Annotated in this window: 14 protein-coding genes and 1 pseudogene; 1 reads left to right on the forward strand and 14 read right to left on the reverse strand. The window is 38.8% G+C overall.

Going from position 1 to position 12,981, the window contains the following annotated elements; genetic code table 11:
* Window positions 1–309: 309 nt before the first annotated feature.
* The 12 genes from B7E07_RS18840 to B7E07_RS18885 form a co-directional block, all read right to left on the reverse strand.
* Window positions 310–780 carry a DMP19 family protein gene (locus B7E07_RS18840; protein WP_080848365.1) on the reverse strand — a complete coding sequence of 157 codons (471 nt, stop codon included), beginning with the start codon at window positions 778–780 and terminating at the stop codon, window positions 310–312.
* A 32-nt stretch (window positions 781–812) separates the two neighbouring features.
* A complete protein-coding gene (locus tag B7E07_RS18845) occupies window positions 813–1,265 on the reverse strand; it encodes a hypothetical protein (RefSeq protein ID WP_080848366.1) in 453 nt (150 codons plus the stop codon).
* 102 nt (window positions 1,266–1,367) lie between these two features.
* Window positions 1,368–1,997, reverse strand: a complete 630-nt coding sequence (locus tag B7E07_RS18850; RefSeq protein WP_080848367.1) for an NAD(P)/FAD-dependent oxidoreductase — start codon at window positions 1,995–1,997, stop codon at window positions 1,368–1,370.
* 65 nt (window positions 1,998–2,062) lie between these two features.
* Window positions 2,063–4,486 carry a heavy metal translocating P-type ATPase gene (locus B7E07_RS18855; protein ID WP_080848368.1) on the reverse strand — a complete coding sequence of 808 codons (2,424 nt, stop codon included), beginning with the start codon at window positions 4,484–4,486 and terminating at the stop codon, window positions 2,063–2,065.
* 71 nt (window positions 4,487–4,557) lie between these two features.
* Window positions 4,558–4,764, reverse strand: coding sequence for a copper chaperone CopZ (copZ, locus tag B7E07_RS18860; RefSeq protein WP_080848369.1), 207 nt, complete (start codon window positions 4,762–4,764; stop codon window positions 4,558–4,560).
* A 76-nt stretch (window positions 4,765–4,840) separates the two neighbouring features.
* The gene (locus B7E07_RS18865) at window positions 4,841–5,161 is read right to left on the reverse strand and encodes a metal-sensitive transcriptional regulator (RefSeq protein ID WP_080848370.1); all 321 of its coding nucleotides are present in this window, start codon (window positions 5,159–5,161) and stop codon (window positions 4,841–4,843) included.
* An 82-nt stretch (window positions 5,162–5,243) separates the two neighbouring features.
* A complete protein-coding gene (locus tag B7E07_RS24530) occupies window positions 5,244–5,375 on the reverse strand; it encodes a hypothetical protein (protein ID WP_257391498.1) in 132 nt (43 codons plus the stop codon).
* Window positions 5,376–5,430: 55 nt separating this feature from the next.
* Window positions 5,431–6,897 (reverse strand): DASS family sodium-coupled anion symporter, encoded by a 1,467-nt coding sequence (locus tag B7E07_RS18870; protein ID WP_080848371.1) that lies wholly within the window; start codon window positions 6,895–6,897, stop codon window positions 5,431–5,433.
* A gap of 40 nt (window positions 6,898–6,937) precedes the next feature.
* Window positions 6,938–7,897, reverse strand: coding sequence for a hydroxyacid dehydrogenase (locus tag B7E07_RS18875; RefSeq protein WP_080848372.1), 960 nt, complete (start codon window positions 7,895–7,897; stop codon window positions 6,938–6,940).
* 33 nt (window positions 7,898–7,930) lie between these two features.
* Window positions 7,931–8,710, reverse strand: a complete 780-nt coding sequence (locus B7E07_RS18880; protein WP_080848373.1) for a sugar phosphate isomerase/epimerase family protein — start codon at window positions 8,708–8,710, stop codon at window positions 7,931–7,933.
* A gap of 153 nt (window positions 8,711–8,863) precedes the next feature.
* Window positions 8,864–9,061, reverse strand: coding sequence for a hypothetical protein (locus tag B7E07_RS23975; protein WP_218970438.1), 198 nt, complete (start codon window positions 9,059–9,061; stop codon window positions 8,864–8,866).
* A 181-nt stretch (window positions 9,062–9,242) separates the two neighbouring features.
* Window positions 9,243–10,745, reverse strand: coding sequence for an anion permease (locus B7E07_RS18885; protein WP_080848374.1), 1,503 nt, complete (start codon window positions 10,743–10,745; stop codon window positions 9,243–9,245).
* Window positions 10,746–11,256: 511 nt separating this feature from the next.
* Here B7E07_RS18885 and B7E07_RS24535 point away from each other — a divergent pair.
* A pseudogene (locus B7E07_RS24535) lies at window positions 11,257–11,430 on the forward strand (manganese catalase family protein); the annotation flags it as partial.
* 79 nt (window positions 11,431–11,509) lie between these two features.
* Here B7E07_RS24535 and B7E07_RS18895 read toward each other — a convergent pair.
* The gene (locus B7E07_RS18895; protein ID WP_080848375.1) at window positions 11,510–12,475 is read right to left on the reverse strand and encodes an alpha/beta fold hydrolase; all 966 of its coding nucleotides are present in this window, start codon (window positions 12,473–12,475) and stop codon (window positions 11,510–11,512) included.
* Between the two features lie 24 nt (window positions 12,476–12,499).
* On the reverse strand, window positions 12,500–12,877 hold the full coding sequence (locus B7E07_RS18900) for a hypothetical protein (RefSeq protein ID WP_080848376.1): 378 nt from the start codon (window positions 12,875–12,877) through the stop codon (window positions 12,500–12,502).
* Window positions 12,878–12,981: the final 104 nt, after the last annotated feature.

Raw genomic sequence — 12,981 nt, forward strand, 5'->3', positions numbered from 1 at the left:
CTAACTGAACGAGTCGATTATAAGCATGATCAGTAGACTGATACTTGCATTTTTAATGATTAGATTTAAGTCTTGAATAAAATACGATTTTAAATCTGAGTGAAATGAAGCGGAGGACAATCGATCCTGTGGGAAGTAGAGCAAAGGGTGAGACCTCGCTTGTCGAAGAAGCTCAGCTTCCTCCCCGCGGAAAGCGAGTGTCCGCAGCGCAATGGAAACGGGCTTGTTTTGAAAGCAAATATTTCGTATTTAGGGATGGGCATTTTAGATTGTTCCATCCTATCCTTACTTTCCTTCCTAAAAAAACACTCAATCCTCCACCACATCAATCAATTCTTCATAAATCTCCTCAAAATACGCTTCTAATAATCCAGCTAATTGATCGTCCAAACTGTAATATTCTGCATCAGCTTTTTCAATAACCTCATAGTATACAGTTTCTTCTACTTCACCATTTTCTAAGGAGATATGCAGCTTCCACATTTGCTCCCCGTATTTTTGAATGACCGCAGCATAATCATGGGCATTTATTTTCTCGAGACTCTCTATTAATTCTTGTACATATGCTTGAATTCCTACTTCTTTTATATAATCGGAAGTCCAATTAAATAAAATTTCATGCCCTCCGCTTTCCATTTCGGAGTAGTATTGAAATACCGTAAAAGCTTCTTTTGCTGTTTTGTTGTCTGCAGAATAGTCATATTCAGTTAAAGCAGAGATTACTGCATTCCAAATGTCATCTTTATGGGCAAGTTCCTTTTTACTCATTTTAGGCTTCATTATACTGGCTCCATTTCTTTTATATTGTAAAACTATTCATCCTGCTCAGAAATATCCTTTAAAACCCAAGGCAGCTTCACTTCAAAGCCTATTTGTAATACGGGAGACGAAAGATGATCGGGAATATCTAAAAGATCCATTTCAAATCCAATTGTTGTATCTCCAAGTGTGGCTGTATTTTCAGCATTCCAGGTCGAACTTGTGCAAAAGGGTCCTTTCAAAACTTTACCTGTGAGATGGTAATTCCCTATATATAATCGTTTACCATTCTCCACTGCTTCAAATTCAGATAAATGACTTGGTTTCAATGGATCAATGCCTAATTGTAAAAACAGCTCCATCACAGAACTGTTCAAATATTTACACGCATTTCTAAAATTTTCACAGTCCAAGCATATACAAATCTCTTGTTCTTGCTTATAAAATTCTTTTGTTTTGTCTACATCAATCTCTAAAACCCAGTGCAGGAACTCTATTCTTCTCATACAATCGATCTCATTTCTCTGCGTTTTAAGTTGTTGTTAAAATTGGAAAGCTTTTGGCTTACTCACTTTAAGAATAGCAAAAATTTCATGATTGGTCGATTGTTATAGTGCGACGAGATTTCTTAAATTTTCAAGCCCAAATCGATTCAGAAACTTGAAGAATGGCTCTCTCTTCTTCCCATGTTCAGCATAGATATCGAGTATGTTCTCAACTGCTTTATAAAGAATATCTGGTGTTAAATTCTCCATGAATAAAGTACCCACATGCGCATCTTTTCCTTTTGCTTTTCCACCAAGATATAAATGATACATATCCTTAATTTTCATGACGCCAATATCATTTACAAGCGGTTCTCCGCATCCAACCGGACATCCTGTGTAAGCTGGACGAAGAGTAAACGGAACCGGCTTTCCTGCAATGCGGTTATTTAACTCAATGGCTACAGGCATGCCTTCTTCTTCTGAACCTTTACAAAAGTTGCATGTTCTTAAGCTTTTTACATAGTTTCCAACCGGGTAACAGGACAATCCAACCTCCTGAAGCTTTTCCATAACTTCTTCAACCTTGCTTTCTTGAACCTCTATGTAAAGCTGCTGAAAGGTGGTTAACTCCAGTTCATCTTCATCATTCATGTATTCTGAAATGGCCACAAGCTGTTTAGCATTGAGTTTGGCTCCAAACGTTATTCCTCCGTTTATCGCCAGCTTTACTTTTTTCTGTGTTTCTTGCATTCTCCCTCTCCCCTTTATGAATGAAAGAGTAAACTGCGATTAGGCAGTTTACTCTTCATTTGTTTTTATAGTTTAACTCTCTGTAATCTCAAAGCATTTAACACAACAGATACAGAGCTGAATGCCATAGCTGCTCCTGCCACCCACGGTGCAAGCAAGCCGATTGCGGCAATAGGAATTCCGATTGTGTTGTAGGCAAATGCCCAGAATAGGTTTTGTTTAATATTGCGCATTGTTTTGCGGCTCATGAGAATCGCTTCCGCAATACTATTTAGGTCACCGCGAATAAGTGTGATATCAGCAGCTTCCATCGCTACATCCGTACCGGTGCCAATCGCCATTCCCACATCTGCTGTCGCAAGAGCTGGTGCGTCATTGATTCCATCTCCAACCATCGCTACTTTCTTTCCTTGCTCCTGCAGTTTTTTCACTTCTTCTGCCTTGCCTTCAGGAAGAACTTCAGCGATCACTGAATTGACGCCAACTTCTTTCCCGATCGCATCTGCTGTACGCTGATTATCACCTGTCATCATGATGACATTGATGCCCATTTCCTGTAAGCGGCGAATAGCATTGCGCGAAGTATCTTTGATTGTATCTGCAACAGCTACAATTCCTGCGTACTGGCCATTAATGGCTGCAAGCATCGCTGTTTTACCGTCGCTTTCTAACTGTTCCATTGTTGATAGAACTTCCTGAACATCAACGCCATATTGCTGCATTAGCTTCCGAGTACCAACGATTACAGCTTGACCTGAAATCGTTGCTTGCACACCATAACCAGGAATGGCTTCAAAATACTGAACATCTCCAAGTTCTATGCCCTTTTCCTGAATTCCCTGTACAATCGCTTCTGCTAATGGATGCTCAGATTGTTTTTCAGCTGCACCAATATAAGATAAAAATTGTTCTTCATCCTGGCCTTCCGCTGTTAAAACATCCGTTAAAACGGGTTTTCCGTGTGTAACAGTACCTGTTTTGTCAACCACAACAGTATCAATACCTTGCGTTTGCTCCAGATGTTCTCCACCTTTAAACAGGATCCCGAATTCAGCTGCACGTCCGCTTCCTGCCATAATAGACGTTGGTGTTGCTAAACCGAGTGCACATGGACATGCAATAACGAGCACGGCAATTAATACTTCCAATGCTGGCGTAAACTCTCCAGGCTGGACCCAAATAATCCAAACAAGAAATGTCAAAATGGCAATCCCTACTACGATCGGAACAAATATGCCTGAGATTTGGTCAGCAAGACGCTGAATCGGCGCTTTTGAACCTTGTGCATCTTCGACAACCTTGATAATTTGCGCTAGTGCTGTATCTCGGCCCACTTTTGTTGCTGTCATTTTAATGAAACCATTTTTATTAATAGTAGAGCCATATAAAACATCGCCTGTCTTTTTATCAACTGGCAGGCTTTCACCTGTCAGCATGGATTCATCTACAGCTGTTGTTCCTTCTAAAACTTCACCATCGACCGGGATTTTTTCGCCAGGCTTTACTAAAATGGTATCACCAATCACAACTTCTTCTAAAGGTACTTCTTTTTCTTCTCCATCACGTAAAACGATCGCTGTTTTTGCTTGAAGTCCCATTAGTTTTTTAATCGCTTCAGATGATCGTCCCTTTGCTTTTGCTTCGAATAATTTTCCTAAAAGAATGAGTGTGATTAACACTGCACTTGTTTCAAAATAAAGATGCGGACCATGATGTTCTCCAACCGAAACAATCGCCTGATAGACACTATAGAAGTAAGCGGCTGATGTACCCATTACGACAAGAACATCCATATTGGCGCTACCATTTCGAAGTGCTTTATAAGCACCAACGTAAAATTGCTTACCAATAATAAATTGAACTGGTGTTGCTAATAGCATTTGGAACCATGGGTTCATCAATAGATCAGGTACATACATGAAAGATGTGAATGAAAAATGAGCAAACATCGTCCATAGAAGCGGCAGTGATAGAATGGCAGATATAATGAATTTACTCTGCTGATTCTTAATTGCCTGTTCCCGATGATCCACTTGTTCTTTCCTGTCATCTTTCTTTTGGTGTGCACCGTAACCCAGTTTCTCCACTTTTCCAATAATGTCTCCAATGCTTACCTCAGATGGGTTAAATTCGACCGTAGCTTTTTCAAGTGCTAAATTGACATTTGCTGAGGCAATGCCCGCCATTTTATTTAGCCCTTTTTCAATCCTGGATGAACATGCTGCACAGGTCATGCCTGTAATTTCGAATTCTGCTTTTTCTTTTACAACACCATAGCCAAGTGCTGCTATTTTTTTCTCAAAATCTGCTTCACTTAATTTTGTTGGATCGTATTTAATGGAGGACTTTTCGAGTGCTAAGTTGACGTTTGCAGACTGTACACCCTCCATTTTGTTTAAACCTTTTTCAATACGGGTCGCACATGCTGCACATGTCATACCTGTAATTTGTATATTAGCTTCTTTTGCTTCATTGGCTAGAGAGCTCATACCTTTCACCTCACATACCTAACAGGGGTATATTTTCATTAAAATGAGAGAGTGCTATAGAAGCACTCTTATTATTCTACGTCATATCCTTGATCATCAATCGTCTCTTTGATTTTTTCAAGAGAAACTTGTGATTCATTATAAATAACTTCTACTTGCGCATCATCTAATTTTACAGTTACTTGTTCAACACCTGTTAATTCACCAACACTGCCTTCTACTGCTTTTACACAATGTCCACATGACATTCCTTGTACATTTAACGTTACATTTTTCATAATTATTCTCTCCTTAACATGATGTTATATTTATACTATATACACTATAGGGGTATACAAAACCTAAAAAATATATTTACTTTTTCATCAATTTTTGAACAGTTACTACAAATTCATCTAATACGTCCAGGTCACCTTCTGAAAGACGGTCGACCACACAACCTTTTAAATGGCCTTCTAGTAAAATTTTGGCCACACTGTTTAGCGCTGATTGAGTCGCAGCTAGCTGTGTAATAACATCATCACAGTAAACATCCTTCTCAATCATGCCTTTGATGCCTCGTATCTGACCTTCAATGCGATTTAAGCGGGAGGTTAGATTCTTTTTAACCTCTTCAGAATGATGACTTCTTCGGTCAGAGATTATATGACCAGTATCACAACATGAATTCTCCAATACTAATCCCTCCTAACTTATACTCAGAATAACATACCCCTAAAGGGTATGTAAAGAGAAAAATCTCGGTTATTATTTATACTTATTTTCCATATGTAAATGATGTTTTCTTAATCTGCAATATAAATATCAGGGTATAACTTTCTCCTCCGACAGGAGCATAACCAGAAACAAGAACAATGGATATTGAATTCTCTTCGGCTTTGCGTTGCACATTTATCATTTATGGTTGAAAAAAAGACCCCTAAATAGGGCCCGTGAATATATTTCTACCAAAGACCAATCAATTTCCACCATGCTGAACCAACTACCCCAAAGACAACAATATAAAATACTAACAATTGAAATCCAATTTTCCACCAGGTCCTTTGCTCAACATATCCTCCTGCAAAGAAAACAGCTGCTGGTCCAGAGGCATAGTGTGTCATTGTCTGATTAACAGCTGAAGCAAATGCAAATACTAAGCCTGCTAGGTACGGTGGTGCTCCTATTCCGATCGCCAATCCTAAGAAAATAGGATACATTGTTAATATATGAGTTGTTCCACTTGCAAAAGCATAGGCTGAAAAAGCATATAGCGGAAATAAAATGATCATGCCTATAATCCATGAAATTCCATCAAGAGTACTGGAAACAGTAACAGCGAATGCATCAAAAAATTCTAACTTAGCCAAATTATCAGCTATTCCGTACATTCCGCCCATCCAAATCATTGTATCCCAAGCACTAGTCTGACTCGTAACATCCTTCCAATTAATGACACTAGTGATCAACATCGCACATACCGCAGTTAAGCCTACGGTTGTGGCGTCAATCCCTGTAATTGTTGTAGTTGCCCAGCCAATAATGGTAAGAAGAAGGATGATCCCTAATACCTTTTCTTCCTTTTTCATGGGTCCTAGCTTAGCAAGCGCTTCATCTGCAATGATCTTTGCTTGCGGCGTCTCTTTCATTTCAGGTGGATAGAGCTTGTAAACCAGCCATGGGATCATTACTAGACAGATAACACATGGGACGATGGATGCGGCTAACCAGCCAATCCATGTCATTTCAATATTGGCGATCTGAGAAATAAACCCGATAATCATAAGATTTCCAGCCATCCCTGTCAGGGTTAAACCACTCGTTATATTCTCTGTTTGTACGACCGTTTGGATTAGGTAAGCGCCGATTTTCCTTGGCTTATGATCGGGAGTGGACCCCGAAACCTCCGAGATACTTCTAACGATTGGATACATGATTCCACCAGATCGTGCAGTATTGGAAGGTATAAATAAACTTAATACAAGATCTCCAAGGGAGAGTGAATACCCTAAACTCAATGAAGTTTTTCCGAATCTCCCCATTAATAGGTAGGCTATTCTTTCACCCAATCCTGTTTTTAGTAAGCCGGCAGAAAAAATGAAAGCGGCAACAATTAACCAGATAACACTGGCAGCAAACCCACTGATTGCCTGCCCAATGTTTAATATTCCTGTAATAACTGATATGACGATAGCAATGAAGGTTACAGCACCAGTTGGTACGGGCTGTAATATAAATCCTACTACCGTTGCAAAGAAAATCGCAAATAAATGCCAAGCATCTTCACTAAAACCTGCAGGAGTAGGATAGAACCAAATTGCTGCACCAATGAGAAAACAAATTGCGAGATAAATAAAGCGTTTGTATGTCTTAAAAAAACCATCTGGCTTCTTCTGTTCTTCTACATTAGGTTTTTGCTGTGGCAAAGCCATTGAAATCCCTCACTTCCTATAGATTCAACTCCCGTGACGACTACAATTGTTGCGGTGAATTTACAGGCCAGCTCGGTTTTTGTCCTGATAGTACTCTGTCTATCTCCATCGCTGCATGCAAGGCCATTCTTGCCATACATTCTTCTGTATTAGAAGCAATATGAGGAGTAAGGATGACATTTTCTAAATCAAATAATGGATGATCCATCGGCAGCGGTTCTTGGGAAAAGACATCTAAAACGGCACCTCTGATTTGCTTATTCTGCAATGCGCTGATCAGCTCAGGCTCATTCACAATTTCTCCTCTTGCAAGGTTAATAAAGAAAGCTGATTCTCTCATTAAACTGAATTCTGTTTCGCCGATACTATTCTTTGTTTCATCCGTTGAAGGGAGATGCAGTGTAACAATGTCCGCTTGCTTAAATAGTTCTTCTCGATCGACAATTTTAATATTTGGGAATCCTTCCACACTGGATGAAACAAACGGATCATAAACCAACACTTCCATATCAAAGGCATCCGCTTGTTTAGCAACCATCTTGCCGATCCTTCCAAATCCAAGAATCCCTAATTTTTTTCCTTCTAAATCCATTCCTTTATGCTGATTTTTATAAAAGAAATCTCCTTCTCGCATTTTTTGGCTTACATCGATAATATTTTTGGCGGCTGTAAGGATAAGGGCAAATGTAGTCTCTGCAACGGTTTTTGCATTAGATAAAGGCGTGTTCGTTACCCAAATGCCTAAATCAGCTGCAGCCTGAATGTCCACGTTATCAAACCCTACGCCATGCCTTGCCACAATTTTGACATTTGGCAGCGATTCTAAAATTTTCCGGTCAACGACAGAGGTTCTTAACAAGACCGCATCTGCGTCCTTACCTTCTGCTATCACCGTAGCCTCATCCGTTCCAGATCCAACCTTCACCTCATAGCCTTTTTCCAGTAAAAAATCTTTTCCTTCTTGAGCAATATCTTGTGGAATTAGTACTTTATAGTTCATCAGTTTTGCCTCCTCATTATTATTGGTGTGATTTTAAAGGGATTCCTGTGCAGCCATCTCTAAGATTAGGTTTCTTTCATATTCCATTTTTTTCTGTATCTCTTCTTTTCCTCCGCAAGAGTATTCGATTCCGCAGAGAATGGTCGGCGGGAAGAGTTTTAATATACTTTCAATATTTATATCTCCTGATGCAATATCAGTAGATTCATAGCCTGTTTCTGTCTTCTTCGCATTTTTGATATGAACATACGCTACATAAGGAAGCAGATTGTTTACGCTTTCAAATACGTCCTCTTGAATGACATGAAAGTTTCCAATATCAAAGGTTAATCCAATTGGTACATTCAATTCCTTTGCCTGTTCCATAAAAGTTTTAAGTCTAGGAGAATTACTTTTTTCTTGATTTTGATCATTCTCAATTAACAGCCTGATCGCAGGATACGTATTGATTACCTGTATTAGCTGCTGTGCTTGTTCTGGCAGAAATGTATGGAGCTTTCCAAGGTTGAGTTTGACTTGCGATGAGTTCAATAAGGCAGCTTCTTTAAAATACGTCTCTAAGACAGGATTCAATTCTGAGTCTTTAAATAGTTCATCCGGGACTGAATAGTAAAGATTTAGGTTTTGCTCTTCTGCAGTCACTGCAATTCTTTTAATCTCTTCTTCGCCTGCTTTTACATATTCTCTGCGGATTTCAACATCCTGATAACCTGCTGCTTTAATTTCTTGGAGTACGTCGAGTTGAGTAAGGGTTGGATACTGTGAAAAAACTTGCTTGTAAGCTAACGTATTTAACACGATTCTGCGTGACATATGGCCACTTCCCTTCCAATTTTTTGAATGCTTCTGCTTTCTAAAAAGATTGATTTAGGAAAAATCCACCTTGCTTCCTCTCTCCCGCTCACCTCCATATTCATGGTTTCAGTTACTAAAATTCACATGATTAAGAGACTAGAAATGTCATCTTTAAATTAAGCTGCCATGTGTAATAATAGTAGTTTTTGTGACATCATTCACAAACTTTCTAAAAATTAGAACCTGATGAAGATCAATCAGGAGTATTTCTTTTGATGACTTATTATAGAGATCGAACAAGTTTGTGATTTCATTCACAATATTGTTTAAGCGTTGGTTATTCTTTACAAGTTCATTGTATATGTGCATAACATAGAAATCATCGGTCAAAGGAACAAGGATTACTTTATATTTTTGTGCAAATACAAAGTTTCTGAATGGAAATATCTTATTTAAAGAGTTTCACCCTATCTGCCATTTTACAAAAAGCCGCAAAGTTTTATTGAAAAAAATAAAAAAAGTCCCTCATAAGGGACCAGTGAACAACGAGTTACCAAAGCCCTAATACTTTCCACCAGAAAGAGCCGACTAGCCCAAATACGATTAAATACAGGCAGACAAGCTGCAAGCCTAGCTTCCACCATATTTTCTGTTCAACAAATCCTCCAGCAAAGAAAACGGCTGCTGGTCCAGATGAATAGTGAGTCATTGATTGAAAGATTGCCGATGAAAAAGCAAGGACCAAACTTGCCAAATAAGGAGGAGCACCCAGCCCAATAGCAAGACCTAACATAATGGGATACATAGCTAAAATATGAGCTGTTCCGCTGGCAAATGCATAAGTGGAAAACACATAAATCAGCACTAGCAGGATTAGAGCTGGCACCCATGAAACTCCTTCCAGAGCACCTCCCACATTGTTGGCAAAAGAATCAAAGAACTCTAATTTAGCTAAATTATCAGCTAAGCTATACATCCCGCCCATCCAAATCAGTGTATCCCAGGCATTACTTTGATTCGTAACATCCTTCCAGTTAATCACATTTGAAATCAGCATGGCACATACGGCTGCCAACCCTATTGTAGTTGCGTCAATATTCGTCAGATTTGTTGTTGCCCAGCCTGTAATCGTTAAAATTAATATTATTCCTAAAACTTTTTCCTGCCACTTCATCGGGCCAAGTTTAGCCAGCGCTTTTTCTGCAAGGACTTTTGCTTCTGGTGTCTCTTTCATTTCAGGGGGATATAACTTATAAACAATCCAAGGAATGAACAGCAAACAGATAAGGCAAGGAACAATCGCAGCTACGAACCAGCCAATCCAGCTGATCTCCACATTTGCAATCTGTGATATAAATGCAATAATGATCAGGTTTCCAGCCATGCCGGTTAACGTTAAACCGCTCGTGATGTTTTCTGTCTGCATAACCGTTTGAATCAGGTAAGCCCCAATCTTTCTTGGGCGTTTATCTGGCGTAGAGCCAGTTACCTCAGAGATACTTCTGATAATCGGGAACATTATACCTCCAGATCTCGCTGTGTTAGAAGGAATAAATAAACTTAATAGAAGATCACCGAAAGAGAGCGAATAGCCTAATCTTAGTGAATTGCTCCCAAACTTTTTCATTAATAAGTACGCGACCCTCTCACCTAATCCTGTTTTAATTAAGCCTACTGAGAAGATAAATGCTGATACAATTAGCCAAATAACACTTGCAGAAAATCCGCTCAATGCTTGATTGATTTCTAGTATACCTGTTGCAACGGTCATCACTAAAGCAAGAACGGCGACTACTCCATTAGGCACCGGCTGCAGCATAAATCCCATTGCTGTACTGGCAAAAATGGCGAATAGATGCCATGATGCCTCACTAAAACCACTTGGCGCCGGATAAATCCAAATAGTTGCGCCAATCGTGACGCAAAGTGATAGCAGAATGAATTTTTTGTTTTTATTATAAAATCCTTTGGGCGGAGTTTTTTCAACTACTTCTAGCTTTTTTTGCGGAATGGCCATTTGTAATCCCTCACTTTTTATTTCTTTATTTTTCACTCCGGACTTCTTGTTTTAACTACGACGAGAGTTTGTGATTTTTTTCACATAAATAACCAATATATATTAGAGTAAAACTACTGGCTGCCTACTATTTGAAATAACTTACAATTTAATGATACAACTGAGCAACGGTGAAATCATCGGACATTTACACAAAAATCACTGTGTATTTTTGTGCATTTAGAGGCCGCAGGATCGCATATATACCGTGGCTCTTCTCTGGACCATTGTTGTTTTTTGTGATCAAGATGTATACTTATCTGACTTTTTCTTTTGGCCTTCAATATGAAGGAACCAGTGAAAAAATAAGCGGAGATTTGACCCCTTATTTTCAAAATTGAACTATTTTCGGACGAAATAAGCGGAAAATTTCCGGTTATGTTGAATAAAATCACTCATTTGTACGTTTTTCGGATAGATAGACGGAATTTCTCCGTCATTTAAGCAGTTTATAAGTGATTTTACGATTTAAGCGGAATTCTTCCGCCTATTATAAGATTTAATCATTCTGTATTTTTATAGAGAAGATTTAATCAATATGACCGTTCAAGATCATCCTGATCCTGCTATAGCAAAAGTGCTAGAGGAAGCAATTGGAGGACAATTCTGAGAAAGGAGAACCATGATGCAGTCTTCTTTCCTGAGTGCCCATTTCAGAGGAAAAGCAAAGCAATACCGTGAGTCTAAATGATTTAAACAATTAATATAATTACAAACAATAAAGAGGCCTCCAATGCAAACAAATTGGACAGCCTCTTCATTTATTTCTCTGCTAATAGGATTTCCTCTTTAAGGATTTCCATAAATGCTTCTTGTTCCTCTAAAAACGGTGTATGTGCAGAGTTTTCAAACGTATACATTTTTTTATAAGGTGCTGTGATGCTATCAAAAAATCGCTTTGCTTCTTTATAAGAGGTTTGATAATCATATTTTCCCTGCACAACGTATACCGGTATTTTAAAATCATGTGCAAGCTCAGCCACATCGAGCTTCGCAAGCTGTTCTGCAAAGGCTTCATAGCTAGTAAAAATCCCCTTTGGAATATTCAGCTTTTCTTGCCAGGTATAGTTTTTACAACGAAATAATTCTACTAAACTTTTCATTTGTGAGTAATCACTTCTCTTCATCCCTCCTCCGTATTTGATTAAATAACGGCTGAACACCTTCCGATACTGGTGATTCTTATAAAAATACTCATCAATCAGTACCTTTCGAATTTCCTCTTCTGCCTTTTGGTCGCCTCTCTCAATTGCCGTTTCCAAAAGGAATTCCACCGTATCTGCATTCGATTGCAGATGCCTTCCCATTTGACCTGCACCAACATAGGCAATAAAATGCTCAGGATAGGTGCTGGCTAAAATAGCGCCTATTAATGTACCCCATGAATGCCCAAATATATAAATTTTTTCTTTGCCGTATTCCCTTTTTAAAAAAGCAGTAACGACTAGTGCATCTTGAACAAATCGTTCAATTGTCAATGTTCCCTGCGTTTTTGAATTGAAAGACATGCCCGATGCCCGCTGATCCCAGTAGCATACAGTTACATAGTCACTCCAGTTTAAACCAGCAGACTGAATCATCGGATATTGCGGGTAGCCTGGTCCTCCATGCAGGTACAGCATAACTGGGTGATCGGGATTTGTACCTTCGATAAACATGCCGTGTTTGTGCCCATCTATTGTGAGATATTCTTTTCTAAAGAAACGTTTTGATGCTAATTTATTCATGCTGACACCGCCCATCAGAGAGTTTTATAATAGAGCAATCCATAAGCATAAAATACAGGCTGCAGCAGATAAAGGGGTCATAACATATTTCTCTTTTTTACTTACAGAGAACAGATTTCCGATAGAGTTTAATGCTAAAAAAATGGCAATGACCCAAACAAATACATGTGTTGAAAAAGGGAATATACTTTTTAAAACAGATGAATGCTGTAAAAGAATCCATGCAAATAAAACTAAAATGACGGCATTCCCTATACTCACAAAACGCCATTTTTTCGGCAGGACCTTATGAAAGCCGCCAAGAGCAAACTCACCTAACGGAAAACCAAGTGCCAGCAGCACCTGAAAAATAGCGATCAAGAGAAAAAAGACTGCAACCGTTATGGATAAAACAGTAACCACTAACTGAACACCTCCTACCGTAATTTATACGTTTAAGCGGGGGTTCATGACTGAATTTTTGTTATGTTTTTCTTCAATGGACTTATTTTCTTTCTTGTTTTTCA

It is taken from the genome of Cytobacillus gottheilii, from assembly GCF_900166665.1.
Lineage (GTDB): Bacteria > Bacillota > Bacilli > Bacillales > Cytobacillaceae > Cytobacillus > Cytobacillus gottheilii_A.

Excerpts from the sequence above, each read along its gene's own strand:
- B7E07_RS18850 (WP_080848367.1), bottom strand. The coding sequence starts at position 1,997 with ATGCAAGAAACACAGAAAAAAGTAAAGCTGGCGATAAACGGAGGAATA.
- B7E07_RS18845 (WP_080848366.1), bottom strand. The coding sequence starts at position 1,265 with ATGAGAAGAATAGAGTTCCTGCACTGGGTTTTAGAGATTGATGTAGAC.
- B7E07_RS18855 (WP_080848368.1), bottom strand. The coding sequence starts at position 4,486 with ATGAGCTCTCTAGCCAATGAAGCAAAAGAAGCTAATATACAAATTACA.
- B7E07_RS18875 (WP_080848372.1), bottom strand. The coding sequence starts at position 7,897 with ATGAACTATAAAGTACTAATTCCACAAGATATTGCTCAAGAAGGAAAA.
- B7E07_RS18895 (WP_080848375.1), bottom strand. The coding sequence starts at position 12,475 with ATGAATAAATTAGCATCAAAACGTTTCTTTAGAAAAGAATATCTCACA.
- B7E07_RS23975 (WP_218970438.1), bottom strand. The coding sequence starts at position 9,061 with ATGCACATATACAATGAACTTGTAAAGAATAACCAACGCTTAAACAAT.
- copZ (WP_080848369.1), bottom strand. The coding sequence starts at position 4,764 with ATGAAAAATGTAACGTTAAATGTACAAGGAATGTCATGTGGACATTGT.
- B7E07_RS18880 (WP_080848373.1), bottom strand. The coding sequence starts at position 8,710 with ATGTCACGCAGAATCGTGTTAAATACGTTAGCTTACAAGCAAGTTTTT.
- B7E07_RS18870 (WP_080848371.1), bottom strand. The coding sequence starts at position 6,897 with ATGGCTTTGCCACAGCAAAAACCTAATGTAGAAGAACAGAAGAAGCCA.
- B7E07_RS18840 (WP_080848365.1), bottom strand. The coding sequence starts at position 780 with ATGAAGCCTAAAATGAGTAAAAAGGAACTTGCCCATAAAGATGACATT.